Here is a 17,682-nt window from a genome sequence, read left to right as displayed (position 1 = left end):
TCATTCGCCGGCGTTGGTCATCTCAGCCATGCCGTTTTCGGCCCAGTCGCAATGCGTTGGCAACCACCGACACGGAGCTCAGGCTCATCGCCAAAGCGGCGATCATCGGGCTGAGCAACAGGCCCGTCACGGGGTACAGCACGCCGGCCGCAATCGGTACACCCAGCGCGTTGTAGAGGAACGCAAAGCCCAGGTTCTGCTTCATGTTGGCGACGGTGTCGTTGGAAATCGACCGTGCCCGCACGATGCCGCGCAAGTCGCCCTTCACCAGCGTCACCTGCGCGCTCGACATTGCCACGTCGGTGCCGGTGCCCATGGCGATGCCGACATCGGCGCCGGCAAGCGCGGGTGCGTCGTTGATCCCGTCGCCAGCCATCGCGACCCGGTGTCCCTCGGCTTGCAGCTGTTGTACAAGTTCGATTTTGTCCTTCGGGCGGACCTCGCCATGTACTTCGTCGATGCCCAGGGTACGCGCGACCGCATGGGCGGTGGTGACGCCGTCACCGGTGGCCATCACGATGTTCAGGCCCGCATCGTGCAGTGCCACGATGGCATCTTCGGTGGTGGCCTTGATCGGATCGGCCACCGCGAGCAGGCCGGCCAGGACGCCATCGACCGCCAGATACATCACGCTGGCACCGGCCCGGCGCAGCTCTTCGGACGGGATGGAAAGAACGGAGGCATCGACCCCGACCTCGTGCATCAGCGCGGTATTGCCGATCGCCAGGATGGCGCCTCCCACTTTGCCGCGTACCCCGATGCCGGTGGACGACTCGAAGCTCTCCGGCGTTTCTAGCGTCAGGTTACGATGGCGGGCTTCCGCGACGATCGCGTCGGCCAGTGGGTGCTCGCTGCCCTGATCGAGGCTGGCCGCCAGGCGCAGCACCTCCTGCTCGGTGAACCCTTCGGCCGCGAGCGCGGTGTGGAACGCCGGACGTCCCTCGGTCAAGGTTCCCGTCTTGTCCACGATCAGGGTGTCAATCTTGCGCAGGTTCTCGATCGCCTCGGCATCACGGAACAACACGCCTTCCCCGGCGGCGCGGCCGGTCGCCACCATGATCGACATCGGCGTGGCCAATCCCAGCGCGCAAGGGCAGGCAATGATCAAGACCGAGATCGCGTTGAGCACTGCGAACGTCCACGACGGGTCCGGGCCGAACAGTCCCCACACGAAGAAGGTCGCGACGGCGATCGCGAGGACCGCGAGCACGAACCAGAAAGCTACCTTGTCGGCCATGCGCTGCATCGGTGCGCGCGAGCGTTGCGCCTGTGCGACCAGTTGCACGATCTGCGACAGCACGGTCGCCGAGCCGACTTTCTCCGCCCGGATCACCAGGCTGCCGGTGCCGTTGAGGGTCGCGCCGATCACGCTGGAGCCGATGGCCTTTTCGACCGGGACGGGCTCCCCGGTCAGCATCGACTCGTCGACATGGGAGTGTCCCTCGATGACTTCGCCGTCCACCGGCACCTTTTCGCCGGGGCGTACGCGCAGGCGATCACCGACGTGAACGCGGCTGAGTTCGACATCCTCCTCGCCGCCATCGTCGCGCAGGCGGCGTGCGGTTTTGGGGGCCAGCCCTAGCAGGGCTTTCAGGGCAGTCGAGGTCTTCGAGCGGGCACGCAGTTCGAGTAGCTGGCCGAGCAAGGTCAGCGAGACGATCACCGCGGCGGCTTCGAAGTAGACGCCCACGCGGCCGTGTTCGTGGAATGACTCCGGGAACAGGTCCGGTACAAGGGTGGCGACGATGCTGTAGCCGAACGCCGCGCCGACGCCGATGCCGATCAGGGTCCACATGTTGGGACTGAGGTTGCGGACCGACTGCACGCATCGAACGAAGAAGGGCCAGCCTGCCCACAACACCACCGGCGTGGTCAGTACCAGCTCGATCCAGGTCCGGGCGTCCACCGGCAATCGGGGGAAGTGGTGGCCGAACATCGCCAGTACGAGCACCACCAGCGTTGCCGGCAAGGTCCACCAGAAGCGGTGGCTGAAATCACGCAGTTCGGGATGGTCCTCATCGTTCAGTCCTGGCATTTCCGGCTCCAGTGCCATGCCGCAGATCGGGCAGATGCCGGGACCGTCCTGGCGCACTTGCGGATGCATCGGACAGACATACATCGTTCCCGTCGGTGCCTGCACGGGGGCACCATCGGGTCGCCGGGTCAGATATTTGGCCGGATCCCTCGTGAAACTTTCCAGGCAGCGCGCCGAACAAAAATGATGCGTTACTCCATCATGTTCGGCGTGATGGGCGGTCTGGTGTGGATCGACCTGCATGCCACAAACCGGATCGATCGCGGTTGTCACTGCGCCGGGTTGGGTGTGACGTCCGTGGTTGTCGGCGCCCGTGTGGTGATGATGGGTGTTCATGCATCCTCCCATGACGATGGCAATGGCTTGACGTTGATCGACGTGTCAGTGTCCGTGGCGGGCGAAGTCGGACGTCGTGCCGTCGCGGCCGACCAGCTCAACCACGTAAGGCTGGACGCGGCCATCGGGCATCTCCATGCCCGGCGAACCGGCCGGCATGCCCGGCACGACGAGGCCCTTGGCATCGGGCTTTTCAGCCAGGAGCCGCTTGATGTCCGGCGCCGGCACATGGCCTTCGACAAAATAGCCGCCCACTTCGGCGGTATGGCATGACCCTTTGCCGAACGGAATGCCGACCTGACTCTTCACCGAATCGAGGTCGTCGACATCGCGCACGTCGACGTTGAAGCCCGCGGCACGCATATGGTCGACCCACGCGCCGCAACATCCACACGTAGCGCTTTTGTGCACCAGCATGACTGGAAGCGATGCGGCCGGTGAGCTTGCTGTTGCGGCATGGATTGTCGCGGAGGATGGCTGGCTGGACTGCGCATCGACGGGGTAGGTGCAGGCACCAAGCGCGCTGAAGGAAACAACGGAGATGGCTGCGAACAAAACGTTTCTTGCATTCATGGCTGAGATGCTCATTCGCTTCACGGTCATTCTCCCGATACCGGTGCGGATTGCCACTGGATCGAGACGATCTTCCAGTCTTTGCCGTCCTTCTTGAGATTGAGCAGTTCGCGGCTGCGCAACATGGTCGGCTTGCCCTTGACCATGGCTTGGATGTCGCTCTCGCTGCCGACCATCGCGGTGTCGCCCATCGGCATCGAACCGAGCGAGACGGGTGTGATCCTCGCGCTCTTCAGGAACGCGATGTCCTCGCCGAGATGGCCGTTCGCGTAGTCGTCACGCGTCTGGGTATGCCCGCCTTCGCTGATGGTGACATCAGGTGCCAGCAGGGCAAGCACCGCCGTTCGATCGCCATGCTGCAAGGCCGTGTGGAACGCCTGTGCCACAGCTTCGGCCTCTGGTGCCGCCTTTGGCTTCATTCCATCCAGCGACAGCGGGGTTTCGGCTGCAGGCGCGGTGGTCGACGCATGATCATGGCTATCCTCTGGAGCGGCGCCATGGCTGTGACCGGCCTCGCCGGACATGACCATGTCTTTCATGTCGGCAGCACCGTGAGCGTCCTCGTCAGCAGCCCCACCGTGGCTATGGCCGCCTTCGTCGCCCATGTCCATGTCTTCATCCGGCGGCGCCTTCGCCACCATGTCCTTGTATTGCTCCGGCGTCATGGCCGGCAGCTTCTGCAGGAACGCGACCATGCTCCAGATGGTGGGATCGTCGTGACTGCCACCCCATGCCGGCATCGCGCTCATCTTGATGCCGTGCTTGATGATCCAGAACGCGTCCTTCGGATCGACCCGCGTCTGTGACAGATTCGGTGGCTGCGGGTACAGTCCGGGGCGAAGCTCCGAGTCCTTCATGCCCGGCTTGAGGTGGCACTGGGTACACATAGCCGCGTACTGGCCGGCCCCTTTCAGGATCAGCTGGGGATCGTTGAGATCCGGAACCGTGAGGTCTTCCGAGCGGACATGAATGGAGCGCTCGCGCAGGGTCTGCATGACCGCGAACACCGGCTTGGTGTGATGGTCGTCGGCGCCGATGTTGTAGATGCCGGAGTACACGAACGCGCCTGCACCGATGGCAAGGACGCCAAGAACAACGGCGACGGTGATGCTGTGATGCTTGATGTGCTGTTTCATGATGTTTCCCCTTAAAACCAGATGCGAACGCCGGCCACGATCTGCCGGTCGAGAACGGGTTGATGATCCTGCCGCGCGTAGTCGGCGGTGGTGCCGATGCGACGCACCCAGTTCACGCCGATGTACGGCGCGAACTGACGACGGATCTCGTAGCGCAGACGCAAGCCGAACTGAATGTCGGACACGCCGCTACCGATCCGGCGTTGCGGATCGTTCTTGCCGTACAGGTTGATCTCCGCTTCCGGCTGCAGGATCAGGCGCTGGGTGAAGAGCATTTCGTATTCGGCGCGCAGACGCGCGGCTGTACGACCGGAAGCCCCGACGTAACCCGTCGCTTCCACCTCGAACCAGTACGGTGCCAGGCCCTGCACGCCAAAGGCCGCCCACGTGCGCTTGGGGCCTTCGCCCACGTCCTGGCGACCGCCGAGCTGAGTGCTCCAGAACGTGGCGATGTTGTGGTTCCAAAACGCTTCGAGGTCGCCGTCTTCCAGCTTGCCGCGGCTGCGCTCGCCTTCAGTGCGTACCCACAGCTTGTTCTCGTCGTTGCCGTACCAGCCTTCGGCTTCCCAACTCTGGCCGTTGGCATCGCGGCCGTGGAAGGCTTCCAACTGGTCGATCAACAGCCTGCCCAGCGGTGCGTTGTCGGCCATGTCCATGCCTTTCATGGAGCCGTAGCCGACGCCGTCGGAGTAGTCGGAGCTGCGCGCATTCGCTGGCGGACTCCCGCCCTGCATCGGGCCCATCGTCATGCCCGGCATCGCACCCATGCCGGTCATGTCGCCTTGATCCTTCTTCGGCATCGCGCCGTGATCCATACCGGCCATGCCGCTGTGGTCCATCCCCTGCATCGCTTCCGGGCTCATGCCGGGCATCGACGAGTGATCCATCCCCGACATGTCGCCGGCGGGTGCTGCCGATGCGGCAGGTTTGGCGGGCGTGGGCATGTCCGACATCGCGCGGTGATCCATGCCAGGCATGCTGCTGTGATCCATGCCCTTCATGCCATCCATGTTGTGGGAAGCCGGCGTCGGCGGGGCTGCGACGGGTTTCTTCCTGGCTTTCTTGGCAGGCGGTTTCGTTGCCGGCTTCGCCGTGCTGCTCGCAGCAGCCGGCATGGCCATACCGGACATGCTGCCGTGATCCATGCCTGGCATGGAGCTCATGTCCATCGACGATGTGCTGCTGGACGCGGGTGCACTCTGCGCCGTGACCACCGGTGGCAACGCCAGCAATATTGCGGCCAGCAACGCGGAACGCAGCGGGACGACTGAGGTGCTGCGGCGATTCATTTTCATGACACCACCACTTCGCGGAACATGCCCGCTTCCATGTGATACAGCAGGTGGCAGTGGTAGGCCCACCGACCGGGGTTGTCGGCCGACACCGCATAGGTGATGCGCTGCGCCGGCTGCACGTTGATGGTGTGCTTGCGTACCTGGAACTGGCCTTCGGGATTCTCCAGCTCGCTCCACATGCCGTGCAGGTGGATCGGATGGTTCATCATGGTGTCGTTGACCAGCACGATGCGCAGCCGTTCGCCGCTGTTGAAATGCACCGGCTTGGCGTCGGAAAACTTCACGCCATCGAACGACCAGATGAAGCGATCCATATTGCCGGTCAAGTGCAGCTCGATCTCCCGGCTGGGTTCGCGCGCGTCGATCGGTCCGCCGATGGTGTGCAGGTCGGCGTAGGTCAGCACGCGTCGACCGTTGTCGCGCAGGCCGATGCCCGGGTCGTCGAGGTTGGTACGCGGCATGTCCACATGCATGTCCACGCCGGGGCCGTATTCGGTGCGGGCGTGGCGCACCACAGGCGCTGGCGCAGGTGCCATGCCCGGCATCGCACCGTGATCCATGCCGGCCATGCCCTGCATGCCCTGCATGCCGCTCATGCCCGACATGCCTTGCATGTTCCCGTGACCGGCATCACCCATCGCCATCGCACCCATCATGTCCTGCATGGCCAGCCACTGAATGGGATCGGGCTTGGGCACGTCTGCTTCCATGCCGGCGCGCGGCGCCAGCGTGCCGCGAGCGTAGCCGCTGCGATCGATCGACTGGGCGAACAGCGTGTACGCGCGCTCGTCCTGCGGCTCGACCATCACGTCGTAGGTTTCGGCCACCGAGATGCGAAATTCGTCGACCGACACCGGCTCGACGTCCTGGCCATCGGCCGAGATCACCGTCATCTTCAGGCCCGGAATGCGCACGTCGAAGATCGTCTGCGCCGATCCGTTGATGAAGCGCAACCGGATCTTCTCGCCGGGTTTGAAGATGCCGGTCCAGTTGCCCGCCGGCGCCGCACCGTTCATCAGGTAGGTGTAGGTGTAGCCGGAGACGTCGCCGAAATCGGTCGGGTTCATGCGCATCTCGTTCCACATCTTGCGCATGGCCAAGGCCTGGCCCAGCCCCTTCTCGCGCACATCGCGAAAGAAATCCGGCACCGTGGGCTGGGCGAAGTTGTAGTAGTCGCTCTGCTTCTTTAGCTTGGCGTAGATGCGCTCGGGATTTTCATCGGTCCAGTCGTTGAGCATCACCACGTAATCGCGATCGGTCGGATGGCGATCCGGGCTGGCCGGTTCGATCACCAACGGGCCATACAAACCCGTCTGTTCCTGGAAGCCCGAGTGCGAGTGGTACCAATAGGTACCGCTCTGGCGCACCTTGAACTGGTAGAGAAAGGTTTCGCCGGGAGCGATGCCGTCGAAGCTGATACCCGGCACCCCATCTTCCTGGAACGGCAGGATGATGCCGTGCCAATGGATCGAGGTCGGCACGCGTAACCGGTTGGTCACTCGAAGGTTCACCGTAGTGCCTTCCTTCCAGCGCAGAATTGGACCCGGGATGCCGCCATTGACGGTGGTCGCCAGACGCGTGGCGCCGGTGTAGTTGACCGGTGTTTCGGCAATATCGAGTGCGAAATCGGTGCCGCTCAGCACGGTGGGCTGGCCGGGGCTGGTCAGCGCCCAGGCATTCGAAGGACGCAGCAGGCCCAGGCCGGCTACGGCACCGCCGATGGCCACGCCTTGCACGAAACGACGCCGCGACAGATCCGCCGGGGGCGGGGAAAACAAGTTCATGGGATCTCTCCAAGGCAGGTGATATCGAACATTACCGATACCGATCACAGCCGATTGCTTGCGATCGCCGACACGCGACGATCGAACGCAAAGCTCATTAGCAACGAGGGAGAGTCAGACCGCCGGTGGTCGCAACGGAGGGGCGGTATTCAACGAAGGCGCGCTGCTGGGCAGCGGCAAGGCGTAGCGGGCGGTGATCGCAGTCGAGATCAGGGCAACTGCTGGTCCGGGTGGCAACGTGGTACTGCACATCGCGGCACAATTGCAGGTGTGTCCCGTCATGCCACCGCAGCAACCGGCCTGATCGTCGCAACAGGATCGGGATGCCTTGACGGCCACATGGTGGTGACAGTGTTCACTGACCGCCGCGACCGTTGCGTGCATGGGATGGGAGTGAGGACCTCCCGTCATGCCCATCGGTGCAGCGGCCAATGAGTTGATGACCAGCATCAGCCACGCCAACACGCCCATCGCCCGAAGGCGACGTGAACGAGCAAGCAGACGTAGCGAGAAGGTCATAGGGGGAGCTTACCCGTGTGACCTGACACCCTCAACTCTGGAGGTGGGTTCAGGGGATTCACGGCTTGCTGAAACCCATATGCAAGGTGATTTTGTCGCCGGCCTTCAGGCTGGCCATGGCGGACGGTGGGAAATGCACCTTCAAGGCCATGCCCTCAGTCGTCACATCAACCACGCCGGTCTTCGTATCGGCCGCCGTCACCGTCGCCGGCATCATGTGCATGCCCATCATGTTGTCGTGCATGCCCTTCATGTCCGAGTGCATCGCACCCATCTTGTCCATGCCGCTTGTGGGCGTGCTGTCTTGGGCCACGGCGACGCCACTGAGGGCCAATGCGAGCGCCAGAGAGCCAAGCGTCGAAAGTAGTGATTTGCGTGAAGTAGTCATATGGCTGTCCCAACGATGAGTTGCCAAACGCAACAGTGTCGAGCGTGTGCCCATTTGTGTGTACGCAAGTTGAAATTCCGGCCGATTGTCCACTTTGCTACGGGCAATGTGGTTACACCTTTAAATAATCCTCACAGGCCACAATGAGTTCGCGTACCTCGGGTTCGCCGGCATCGGTACGCGCCAGAAGTATCGCGCGAAGCTGCGAAATCTGGTCGTTGTTCGGGATCAACTCCGACGGGCTTTCCCACATCCAGTCGACCACGATCGGGAGGAGTTTGGCGGCAGAAAGGGTAGCTACTTCCTGCCGAGTCGGGACATACATGCCCGCCCGAAAAACCGGGCTATTCACGCCGTGGCTTTTCCGGGCGGCCTTGAACGCACTGTCTGGCATGCCAAAGCGGTCGTCGGGGTCAGTCATGGCACGTCTCCGTGGGACACCGATGGCTCGATGCGTGGCTTCGTGGTGCTGGCATGTCGCGCATCCTCTTCCGCATGAATATAGATCGAGGTCGTACCAATGGAGCTGTGACGCAGATTCTGCTGGATGTGGTGGATCGGGGTGCCGTCCTCGGCCTGGTGCGTGGCGGCCGTATGCCGCAGCCAATGGGTCGAGGCCCGCCGCACCCGCGCGGCTTGGGCACCATCGTGCTTTTGCAGCTCGTCGGCCACGCGCCGGAAGGTGTCCTTGACGATCTGGTAGACCGCCGTGGGTGTCAGCGGGGAAGACCGTCCGGCGATGCCCAGAATGGCCGGGGCTGTGCCGTCGCCCGAAGGCAACGCCGGCAGTCCATGGAAGCGCCGATAGCGTGCAAAGTCTTCCATGAGACCGTCGCTTAGGGGAATCGTGCCCTCGACGCCGCCTTTCCCCACGGTATGCAGCCACCACCGGCCACGAATAGGCTGAAAATCGCCCTCGCTGGCGGCCGCGGCTTCGGCGGCCCGCAAGGCGGTTTCATAGAGAAAGCGAAGGATCCAGCGAACGCGTTCGTAGCGCTGCCGTTCCCGCGCAGTTGTCTGTGGCCAGCCGTCGACGACGCGTAGCACCTGGTCCCAGAGGGCACGGTCCAGGTAGCGTTCGATCGTGCGGCGGGGGCCGCGGCGTGCCCGTCGGCGCTGCAGCACAAACGGACTGCCCGCGAGATAGCCAGCGCGCACGAGGTAATTGAACAGCCCCGCCAGGATGCCCAAGGCCTGCCGGCGACTGCGCTCGGCCAGCGGCCCGATGAACAGTCGCCGATGCTCACCGCGACGGGCGAGACCGGCGTCGCACCAGGTCGCCGGTGGCTGGGCAAGAAACGCCTCATAGGCGATGACATCCTCGCGGGTGAGACTGGACACCGGCTTGCCACGCACTTGGGTGGCCCAAAGCAGCAATCGCTCGGCCTCCTTGCGGTAGCTGCGGAAGGTATGCGGCGAGTCGTGATATTCCGCCAGCCACAGGCCGATCGCGGCCACGTCGTCGTTGGCGGCGATCTGCCGCGCCACACTGGCCGGTGCGCGGTTGGTGCCGACACCTCCCGACAGGGCGGGCGGCAAGGCTTGGGGCAACGCCAAAAGGGTCACTGCAGGCTCAGTCATGCTTTCCGATGTCCGACGCCACGGAAAACACAGCGTACTGCCAAAAGACTTTCGATTATAGGAGTTATCGTAAATTTCTTGATTTAATCATTACGTATATAACGTAATACTATGATATACATTCTCTTATCCTTCGAAATTGACCCTCCGAGCGACTGGGAATTTGCCATGAGCCGTGTCAGCGATACCCGTCAGCGTACCCGTGAAGCCGCCGCCCAACTCGTTGCCGGTGCGAAGCGGCCGCACGAAATCACCGTCGACCAGATCTACGCCGTCATCCAGCAAGGCAGCCGTACGACGATCAATGACGAGCTGAAGCAGTGGAAGGACGAACGTACGAAGGCCGATGCGCTCGGTGCTGATCTCCCGGCTGCTGTGGCCGACGCCATGCGTGCCCTGTGGGTGGTGGCCGTCGAACAGGGCGAGGTGGTGTTCGCCGAACAGCGGAGCACTTTGGAAGCTGCCGTGGCAGATGCGGAGCAGCAGCACGCTACGGTTACGCAGGCGCGCGACGACGCATTGGCGACCTCAACGACACTGACCGAACAGTGCGAAACACTTCGACAGCAGATCACCACGCTGCAAACGCGAGTGGAGTTCGAGGCCACCGCGAAGAATCAAGCGCTTCAGGATGGCCAGGCACTGCAGCAGAAACTCATCGCACTCCAGACCGACACCGCCGAACAGATCGAACGCATCCGTCAAGCGCAAACTGACCAGGCCGAAGAATTCCAAGCCGTGATTGCGAGCCGGGATGCGGCTTTTCAGGTCGAACGTGATACAGCGAACGAGCGGCTGGAGGCCGCCCAAGCCCGCATGCTGCAGGAGATCGATACAGCTCGCGAAGGCCAGCGGCGCGCAGAACAGCAGATGGTCAAAACGCGAGAACGACTGGAGCGACAACAAGCCAGTTTGGCGGAGCTGCGCACCGAAGCAGGACATCACCGTCGTGAACTGGCCGAGCGTGATACCCGCTTGGGGGCATTGGCCGCGGCTGTCGCGGATCGCGATCGCATGGCCATCGAACTGGCCGCAGCTCGCGGGCAATTGGAAGGTTTGGGAACGGCGATGCAGTCGCTCGAAACTCGGGCTATCACCGCCGAGTCGCGTATCAGTACGCTGCTGGACGAACGGAAGTCGCCAGCAACGCCTCGGAAGAAACAGGGCAAGAAGTGAGACGCGTAAGCCTTGTTTGAGGCTTATGACCCAATTTTACCCTTATCCGGGCACGACCCCGGCCACGCGCACGCGGCTGTTGTGCGGCTGCCTGCGCAGGGCATTGCCGTCAATGCAATGTGCTGCGTTCAACCGGGCGCGGATCTGCCGTAGCGGATGCGTCCCCAGGCTGAGGCCGACACGCGCGTAATCCGCCAGCGCATCCTCGGCCTGCGTGGGCAAGGGCAAGTTCACCGCCTGCTCGGCGGGGCTTTCGATACCGAACAGCGGCAGCTGTGCCTCGACCCCGGCCACCGCCCAGCGCGCGCGATGGCGATGGCCGGCCAGCCCGCGCAAGGTCGCCGCATCGGCCAGCAGCTCCTGATGACGGCGATCGAGGCCGGCCCGCGAGCACAGATCGGTGACGTCGGCGAACGGCCGCTGCCTGCGCGCCGCCATCAAGCGAAGCGCGGTCGCTTCGGAGCATCCCCGCACCATGCGCAGGCCCAGCCGGATCGCGCGCGCATCCACATGGCCACGCGGGTCGGGTTCCAGCGTGCAATCCCAGTCGCTGAAGCGCACGTCCACCGGGCGCACCGCGACGCGATGACGGCGCACGTCCTGCACGATCTGGCTCGGCCCGTAGAAACCCATCGGCTGCGCATTGAGCAGCGCGCAGGCGAACGCCGCCGGGTAATGGCACTTCAGCCAGCTCGAGGCGTAGACCAGGTTCGCGAAACTGGCCGCGTGCGACTCGGGGAAACCGTAGGAACCGAAGCCCTTGATCTGTTCGAAGATGCGCGCGGCAAAGTCCGCCGTATAGCCGTTCTTCAACATGCCCTGCATCAGCTTGTCGCGATGGGGCTCCAGTCCGCCATGGCGTTTCCATGCCGCCATCGAGCGGCGCAGTTTGTCGGCCTCGTCGGCGCTGAAGTCCGCCGCATCCATGGCCAGCTTCATGACCTGTTCCTGGAACAAGGGCACGCCGAGCGTGCGTTCCAGTACGTTCCTGAAAGCCGGCGACGGATAGTCGACCGGCTCCTCGCCGCTCCGGCGTCGCAGGTACGGATGCACCATGTCGCCCTGGATCGGGCCGGGCCGCACGATCGCCACCTGGATCACCAGATCGTAGAAATTCGCCGGTCGATGCCGCGGCAGCATCGCCATCTGCGCGCGGCTTTCGATCTGGAAGACGCCGACGGTATCGGCGCGCCGGATCAGTGCATAGGTTGCATCGTCATCCGGCTCGATCGTTGCGATGGTCTTCGCCACCCCATGCCCGCTTTCCAGCAGGGCGAAGCATTTGCGCAGACAGGTCAGCATGCCCAGCGCCAGGCAATCGACCTTCAGCATGCGCATGTAATCCAGGTCGTCCTTCTCCCACTGGATGACCGTGCGGTCGGGCATCGCCGCGTTCTCCACCGGCACCATCTCGCTCAACGAGGCATCGGAGATCACGAAGCCGCCGACGTGCTGCGACAGATGCCGCGGCATGCCGCGCAGCTCGCAGGTGAGCTTCAACACGCGGCGGATGATCGGGCTGTCCGGATCGAAACCCTGTTCGCGCAGCCGTTCCTCGGCTGCACTGTCGCCCCAGCCGCGCGCAAAGACGTCACTGAGCCGGTCGACCTGGTCCAGCGGCAGGCCGAACGCCTTGGCCACGTCGCGCACCGCACTGCGGTCGCGGTAGCAGATCACGGTGGTAGCCAGCGCCGCGCGCTCGCGCCCGTATTTCCCGTAGATGTACTGGATGACCTCCTCGCGCCGCTCGTGCTCGAAATCGACATCGATGTCGGGCGGTTCGTCGCGATCCTCACTGATGAAGCGCGCCACCAGCAGGTTGTTCACCTCCGGGTCCACCTCGGTGACGCCCAGCGCAAAACACACGGCGGAATTGGCGGCCGAGCCGCGGCCCTGGCAGAGAATGCCTTCGCCACGTGCGAACCGGACGATGTCGTGCACGGTGAGAAAAAAAGGTTCGTACTTCTTCGCCGCGATCAGCGCCAGTTCGTCGTCGATCAGCCTGCGCACCTTGTCGCTGGCGCCCTGCGGCCAGCGCCAGCGGATGCCCTCCTCCGCCAGCTGGCGCAGCCAGCTGGTGGGCGTGTGGCCATCCGGCACCAGTTCGGTCGGATACCGATATTCGAGTTCGCCCATCCGGAACGTGCAGCGCTCGGCGATGCGCACGCTTTCCTGCATCAGGGCTTCGGGGTAGATCCCGGCCAGCACGTCGCGCCGGCGCAAATGCCGTTCGCCATTGCGGAAGATCAGCGCACCCGCCTCGGCGATCGGCACGCGATGGCGGATCGCGGTGAGCGTGTGCTGCAAGGCCAGCCGGCGGCGCACGTGCATGTGCACGTCGCCGCTGGCCACCAGCGGAAGATCCAGGGCACGACCGAGCGCCTGCAGTTCGCGCAGGCGCCCGGCATCATCGGGCCCGCGATGCAGTTCCACCGCCATCCATGCACGATCGCCGAATGTTTCGCGCATCCAGCGGCCGTGGACGACGTCCGGTTGCGGTTGCGGCATCCACAGCGCCAGCGTCCCCGGCAGTCCGCCCTGCAGGTCCGCGCGGGCGAGCCGGTACCTGCCCTTTTCCGAGGCCCGGCGCCCGTGCGTGATCAAGCGGCAGAGTTCGGCATAGCCCTGCCGGCTCTCGCACAGCAGCACCAGCTTCGGGCCATCCTCGAGCTGGAACTCCGCGCCCACGATCAGCTGCAGGCCGGTTTCGTTCGAGGCCTGATACGCACGCACGATGCCGGCCAGCGAACATTCGTCGGTGATCGCCAGTGCGCGGTAACCGCACGCCCTGGCGCGATCGAACAACTCGGCCGCGTTCGAGGCGCCGCGGCCGAAGGAGAAATCGGACAGGCAATGCAGTTCGGCGTAGCCGCTCATGCGAGCCAACTCATGCGAACCAGCCCTGCAGCATCCAGCCGCTTTGCTCGCCGGGCGGACAGAAGGCCCACGCCCGCTGGCCGAGCGAGGTTTCGACCACGTAGTAGTCGCGGCACGCCTCGCCGCCATCCCACCAGCCGGTTTCAAGCCGCTCAGGGCCGGCGAGAATGCGCGGCGGCGGGCCGCGCAGCGGAATCGGATGCGCCAATAGCCAGGTCGGCCGTGGCGATGGCTCGTCGTGGACGCCGCCGCATTCGGCCACCGACTGGGCGCGCTCGGGGCGCGGGTCGGTGGTGCCGCCCAGCCGATAGACCGCCCGATCGCCAAGGCGAGCGCGCAGGCGTTCGCGCAGCTGTCCGAGCGGCAGCGCATTCGTCGGCCGCTCGTCGAACAGATCGCGTCCGGCGGGCACGAACGCCGGCAGGTCGCGCGCGATCAGGCGCAGCGCCAACACCGGCTCGGGGAGTACGACGTGCTCCAGCCGACCCCGTGCGAACTCGAACAGCATTGCGCCATCGCGCTCCGAGGCCAGCAGCCCTACGGGCACATCGGTATATCGGCCTTCGCGATGTTCCAGGCGCAACAGGAAACGTTGCACGCCTCCATCGCGGCCGGCGAGATAGGCGGAAAGATCACCGGCCATGCGCCGTACCGGAAAGACCAGCGCCGATCGATTTTCCACTTCGTGGAGCAATTCGATGCGCAGGTCGAAGATGTCCGGCGGGCGATACGGCTCCAGGCCCGAGGGCCGGTCGCCGGTCAGGCGATCCAGCGACGCCGGCAGTTCCGCGCCGAAGCGCCGACGCAAGCCATCCCGTGGCAGCGCCAGCACCTGGCCCAGGCTGCGGATGCCCATGCCAGGCAGCGCGGCGATGGCGTTCGCCGGCAGAGAGCTCTTCGCGATCGGCACCCGCTGCAAGGCATGGCGCAGCGCATCGGCAGACAGCACCGCCTGCCCATCGGAAACCGTGGCCAGCACATGCGCGGCGTGAGCCGTCGGTGCCGTGGCCAGCCGATGACGAAATCCAAGTTCGATGAAATCCGCGCGCAGCATCGACGCAAGCCGCGGCCACGGCCCGAACAGGCCCATGCTCCTGCTGACCTCCAGCACGATCGCATGCGGCAGCAGGCTGACCTCGGAGCTGTAGCGATAGGCCACGGCGGCCAGGAACCGGTGCCATCGATCGACCGAGCCGCGGTCATACGCAATTGCCTCGAATTTCGACAGCAGCGCCTGCGCGGCGCTCAGCCGCTGCCCGACGTGCAGGCCGGCCGCCCGGGCGGAGTCATTGGCCGAAACGATCGTGCGCGCGTTGACCGGGCCGTCGACGAGCACCAGCGGCCCCGGCGCGGGGCGGCGTCGGAGAATCCCATCCATGGCCAGATGCGGCAGGTTGATGCAGGTCCAGAGCATGTGCGGCCACCATCAACGGGCAAGCTGCGCCAGCGAAACGGGCTGGGTGGGCACGGCCCCACCGCGGCATTTGCGCACCCATATCCGCGGCTGCGGCGAGGCTTCCAGTTCCAGGCGCAGCGCGGCAGGCGATGCGTTGGAAAGATGGGAGCGATCGCGGAACACGAAGGCGAGCGCCTGGCCGGTGACCGCCGCCACCTGCAGGCGACGCAAGGCGCGATCGTCGGCCTGCCGCGGCCACGCCAGCACGGCGGCGCAGTTTCCCGACCGCAGGCATTGTTCGGTGGCCCAGAGCACGTCTTTTTCAGCGGCCTCGACGATCTCCACCCGGCGCATGTCGACACCCTGCTGGTGCCAGCCGGCGACGCACGGCGCATACGGCGGCGACACGATCACGACGTGGCGCCGGCTTTGGGTCAATCGCGCCAGCGCAGGCAGCACGAGGCGGAGTTCGCCCACGCCATCGACGGGCAGCAGGATCTCGGACAACGAAGCGCCAGGCCAACCGCCCGCGGGCAGCACCGCATCGAGTGCCCGCCAGCCGGTGGGCTGGTCGCCGTCCGGCATTTCGGGAGCGCGACCACGCCACACCTGGCGCGCATCGAGCAACGCGGAAAGTGGCGCCACGGCGTTCATCAACTGCCCCGCAGCAGGCCTGCAAACAGGCCTTCGATCGCGAAGTCTTCGGCAGGGTCCACGTCGATGGGGCGGAAGCCCGGGCTGTTGGGCAACAGGCGAACCACGTCGTCTTTCCAGTAAAGGCGCTTGATCGTGAAACGATCACCGCCCACGCGGGCGGCCACCACCTGGCCGTGACGGGCCACCGGCGTGGCGTGCACCGCCACCAGGTCGCCATCGAGAATGCCCTCCCCGCGCATCGAATCGCCGACCACCCTCACCAGGTAGTCCGGCCGCAGCCGGAACAGCGAACGGGAGACACGCAGGCTGCGATCGACCCGTGACTCCGAAAACAACGGCTCGCCCGCCGCGATGCGACCGATCAGCGGCAATTCCATCGTGTCCGCATCCATCGGATCGGGCTCACGCACCAGCCGGATGCTGCGGGCGCGGTTGGGTTCGATGGTCAACCGGCCTTTTGCTTCGAGTGAACGCACGTGCTTGAGCACCGCGCTGACGCTGTCGATGCCGAGCGCGTTGCCGATTTCCTCCAGCGTGGGCGACTGCCCATCGCACTCGATCCGCGCGCGAATGAAGGCGAGGACGTTTGACTGGCGCTGGGTGATCTGAAGAGTCATGGTTCGCATATTTTCACCAAAAAAGGTGAAAATGGAAGACAAAGAAATACTGAGTTGAAGAATATTTCAAAATCAATGGTCTAACGTATTTAATGCATCTAATTTCGAGAATACGCCGCACCAGCGTCACTCACCGCCATCTCGCGGAATGAGATATCGGCGCGATCCACCGCTCCCCTCGCCGACCCGGCCACTGCATGAACACCCTCCGGGATCGTCACGCTTTCCAATGACCGCACAGCAGAGGCTGTTCCTGCGCCATGTCAGCCTGCTTCCCACGGGAGCGAGCCCCCGGTTTTTAAGCAGCACGACGTCAAAAACTGGATCTGGGACACCGGCTCACAACGCGATGGCCAGTTCCGACAGGAGCTCCAGGTCCCGATCCGCCAGTACGCCATGCGCCGGCCTGCTCGACAGGGCGGCATCACGCGCCGCCATGACTTCGTGAATCTCGCTGGCACACAGCGCGACCACGCTTTCCAGCACGGCGTCGATGCTGGCGTGGCCGGTGTCCAGGTGCATCCGGGCCAGCAGTCGTTCGGTACCCGCAGCGCTCAGCATCAGGTCGCCGGTAACCCAGCTGTTGACGGTGAACAGACTGGTTGGCACGCCCTTGGCGCTCATCCCTATGCCCAGCAAATGCCGGGTGGTGACCGGCACCTGCGGATCGCCGGTCAACGCGGCGAAGGCCTTTTCCGCAGCCGACCGGAGCCGTCTTGCCCACAGCGGACGACGGGCAAACAGATGGAAGTGACCGTGTTCGGTCGCGCCGGGTCGATCTTCGGGTGAATGCGAGTGGTAGAACCACTGGTAGCCGCTGACCCGATCGATCGCATCGTTTTCGGGATAGTGCTGCCATTGTCGCGTGGGCTTGCCCGCAAGCAGGCCTTGCAGCAAATGCTCGTCGCGCGCCGCCAGGGCGGCGTAGGTTTCCAGCAAGCGCTGGCCGGCGGCATCGGCGGCGGTACCGCCAACGGGATCCTGATGCCGCCGGCCAAGCGCCGGTGCCATCAGTGCTGGGCAGCGCACTTGGGAGCGCACTTCGCTCCGCATTTGGGTGCGCATTTGGGAGCGCACTTGCTGGCGCCACACTTCGCCTTCATGTGCCGGTGCGGGTGTTTCTTCGCGGCGCACTTGCCCGCCGCGCACTTGGCGCCGCACTGGGCCATGCTCGTCGACGGCCCGCACTTGGCCTGGGCGCTGCTCATGTCCGCGGCAGCTGCAGGAAGGGCAACGATGGCAGCGGTCAGCGCGGCGAGCGAGGCGAGCGAGGCGAGTTTCACGGAAGCTTTCATGGGTTTCTCCAATGTAG

13 protein-coding genes and 1 pseudogene are annotated in these 17,682 nt (G+C 64.6%); 1 reads left to right on the top strand and 13 read right to left on the bottom strand.

Going from position 1 to position 17,682, the window contains the following annotated elements; genetic code table 11:
* Positions 1 to 22: 22 nt before the first annotated feature.
* The 8 genes from AC1Q5A_RS12305 to AC1Q5A_RS12270 form a co-directional block, all read right to left on the bottom strand.
* Positions 23 to 2,278, bottom strand: a complete 2,256-nt coding sequence (locus tag AC1Q5A_RS12305; RefSeq protein ID WP_395121387.1) for a heavy metal translocating P-type ATPase — start codon at positions 2,276 to 2,278, stop codon at positions 23 to 25.
* Positions 2,279 to 2,416: 138 nt separating this feature from the next.
* A complete protein-coding gene (locus tag AC1Q5A_RS12300; protein ID WP_395121386.1) occupies positions 2,417 to 2,944 on the bottom strand; it encodes a DUF411 domain-containing protein in 528 nt (175 codons plus the stop codon).
* Between the two features lie 26 nt (positions 2,945 to 2,970).
* Complete coding sequence (locus AC1Q5A_RS12295; protein WP_027485190.1) at positions 2,971 to 4,080, bottom strand: c-type cytochrome; 1,110 nt, start codon at positions 4,078 to 4,080, stop codon at positions 2,971 to 2,973.
* 11 nt (positions 4,081 to 4,091) lie between these two features.
* On the bottom strand, positions 4,092 to 5,375 hold the full coding sequence (locus AC1Q5A_RS12290; protein WP_027485189.1) for a copper resistance protein B: 1,284 nt from the start codon (positions 5,373 to 5,375) through the stop codon (positions 4,092 to 4,094).
* On the bottom strand, positions 5,372 to 7,159 hold the full coding sequence (locus tag AC1Q5A_RS12285) for a copper resistance system multicopper oxidase (protein WP_027485188.1): 1,788 nt from the start codon (positions 7,157 to 7,159) through the stop codon (positions 5,372 to 5,374). The genes AC1Q5A_RS12290 and AC1Q5A_RS12285 overlap by 4 nt, the downstream gene beginning before the upstream one ends.
* 577 nt (positions 7,160 to 7,736) lie before the next feature.
* Positions 7,737 to 8,066, bottom strand: coding sequence for a hypothetical protein (locus AC1Q5A_RS12280; RefSeq protein ID WP_027485187.1), 330 nt, complete (start codon positions 8,064 to 8,066; stop codon positions 7,737 to 7,739).
* Positions 8,067 to 8,178: 112 nt separating this feature from the next.
* Positions 8,179 to 8,487, bottom strand: coding sequence for a hypothetical protein (locus AC1Q5A_RS12275; RefSeq protein WP_027485186.1), 309 nt, complete (start codon positions 8,485 to 8,487; stop codon positions 8,179 to 8,181).
* Positions 8,484 to 9,647: a tyrosine-type recombinase/integrase gene (locus AC1Q5A_RS12270; RefSeq protein ID WP_027485185.1), complete on the bottom strand. Its 1,164-nt coding sequence runs from the start codon at positions 9,645 to 9,647 to the stop codon at positions 8,484 to 8,486. Before AC1Q5A_RS12270 ends, AC1Q5A_RS12275 begins: the two co-directional genes overlap by 4 nt.
* A 168-nt stretch (positions 9,648 to 9,815) precedes the next feature.
* Between AC1Q5A_RS12270 and AC1Q5A_RS12265 the strand changes: the two genes are divergently transcribed.
* Positions 9,816 to 10,823 carry a DNA-binding protein gene (locus AC1Q5A_RS12265; RefSeq protein WP_027485184.1) on the top strand — a complete coding sequence of 336 codons (1,008 nt, stop codon included), beginning with the start codon at positions 9,816 to 9,818 and terminating at the stop codon, positions 10,821 to 10,823.
* A 51-nt stretch (positions 10,824 to 10,874) separates the two neighbouring features.
* Here AC1Q5A_RS12265 and AC1Q5A_RS12260 read toward each other — a convergent pair.
* The 5 genes and pseudogenes from AC1Q5A_RS12260 to AC1Q5A_RS12240 form a co-directional block, all read right to left on the bottom strand.
* Positions 10,875 to 13,829: pseudogene (locus AC1Q5A_RS12260) on the bottom strand (error-prone DNA polymerase); the annotation flags it as partial.
* On the bottom strand, positions 13,711 to 15,114 hold the full coding sequence (locus tag AC1Q5A_RS12255; RefSeq protein WP_492700999.1) for a Y-family DNA polymerase: 1,404 nt from the start codon (positions 15,112 to 15,114) through the stop codon (positions 13,711 to 13,713). The pseudogene AC1Q5A_RS12260 and the gene AC1Q5A_RS12255, both read right to left, overlap by 119 nt.
* A gap of 12 nt (positions 15,115 to 15,126) precedes the next feature.
* A complete protein-coding gene (imuA, locus tag AC1Q5A_RS12250; RefSeq protein WP_492700997.1) occupies positions 15,127 to 15,750 on the bottom strand; it encodes a translesion DNA synthesis-associated protein ImuA in 624 nt (207 codons plus the stop codon).
* Positions 15,750 to 16,370 (bottom strand): transcriptional repressor LexA, encoded by a 621-nt coding sequence (lexA, locus tag AC1Q5A_RS12245; protein WP_492700995.1) that lies wholly within the window; start codon positions 16,368 to 16,370, stop codon positions 15,750 to 15,752. Before lexA ends, imuA begins: the two co-directional genes overlap by 1 nt.
* A 339-nt stretch (positions 16,371 to 16,709) precedes the next feature.
* On the bottom strand, positions 16,710 to 17,381 hold the full coding sequence (locus AC1Q5A_RS12240; RefSeq protein WP_492700993.1) for a DUF6969 family protein: 672 nt from the start codon (positions 17,379 to 17,381) through the stop codon (positions 16,710 to 16,712).
* Between the last annotated feature and the right edge of the window lie 301 nt (positions 17,382 to 17,682).

It is taken from the genome of Rhodanobacter sp. GW835-FHT13D09, assembly GCF_058793995.1.
The sequence above is the reverse complement of the archived record's forward strand: the minus strand, read 5'-3'. Positions and strand labels throughout refer to the sequence as shown.

Bases quoted from the DNA above. Each gene is read 5' to 3' on its own strand.
- AC1Q5A_RS12305 (WP_395121387.1), bottom strand. From the start codon at position 2,278: ATGCAGGTCGATCCACACCAGACCGCCCATCACGCCGAACATGATGGA.
- AC1Q5A_RS12290 (WP_027485189.1), bottom strand. From the start codon at position 5,375: ATGAAAATGAATCGCCGCAGCACCTCAGTCGTCCCGCTGCGTTCCGCG.
- AC1Q5A_RS12295 (WP_027485190.1), bottom strand. From the start codon at position 4,080: ATGAAACAGCACATCAAGCATCACAGCATCACCGTCGCCGTTGTTCTT.
- lexA (WP_492700995.1), bottom strand. From the start codon at position 16,370: ATGACTCTTCAGATCACCCAGCGCCAGTCAAACGTCCTCGCCTTCATT.
- AC1Q5A_RS12285 (WP_027485188.1), bottom strand. From the start codon at position 7,159: ATGAACTTGTTTTCCCCGCCCCCGGCGGATCTGTCGCGGCGTCGTTTC.
- AC1Q5A_RS12280 (WP_027485187.1), bottom strand. From the start codon at position 8,066: ATGACTACTTCACGCAAATCACTACTTTCGACGCTTGGCTCTCTGGCG.
- AC1Q5A_RS12240 (WP_492700993.1), bottom strand. From the start codon at position 17,381: ATGGCACCGGCGCTTGGCCGGCGGCATCAGGATCCCGTTGGCGGTACC.
- AC1Q5A_RS12270 (WP_027485185.1), bottom strand. From the start codon at position 9,647: ATGACTGAGCCTGCAGTGACCCTTTTGGCGTTGCCCCAAGCCTTGCCG.
- AC1Q5A_RS12275 (WP_027485186.1), bottom strand. From the start codon at position 8,487: ATGACTGACCCCGACGACCGCTTTGGCATGCCAGACAGTGCGTTCAAG.
- AC1Q5A_RS12265 (WP_027485184.1), top strand. From the start codon at position 9,816: ATGAGCCGTGTCAGCGATACCCGTCAGCGTACCCGTGAAGCCGCCGCC.
- imuA (WP_492700997.1), bottom strand. From the start codon at position 15,750: ATGAACGCCGTGGCGCCACTTTCCGCGTTGCTCGATGCGCGCCAGGTG.
- AC1Q5A_RS12255 (WP_492700999.1), bottom strand. From the start codon at position 15,114: ATGCTCTGGACCTGCATCAACCTGCCGCATCTGGCCATGGATGGGATT.
- AC1Q5A_RS12300 (WP_395121386.1), bottom strand. From the start codon at position 2,944: ATGAATGCAAGAAACGTTTTGTTCGCAGCCATCTCCGTTGTTTCCTTC.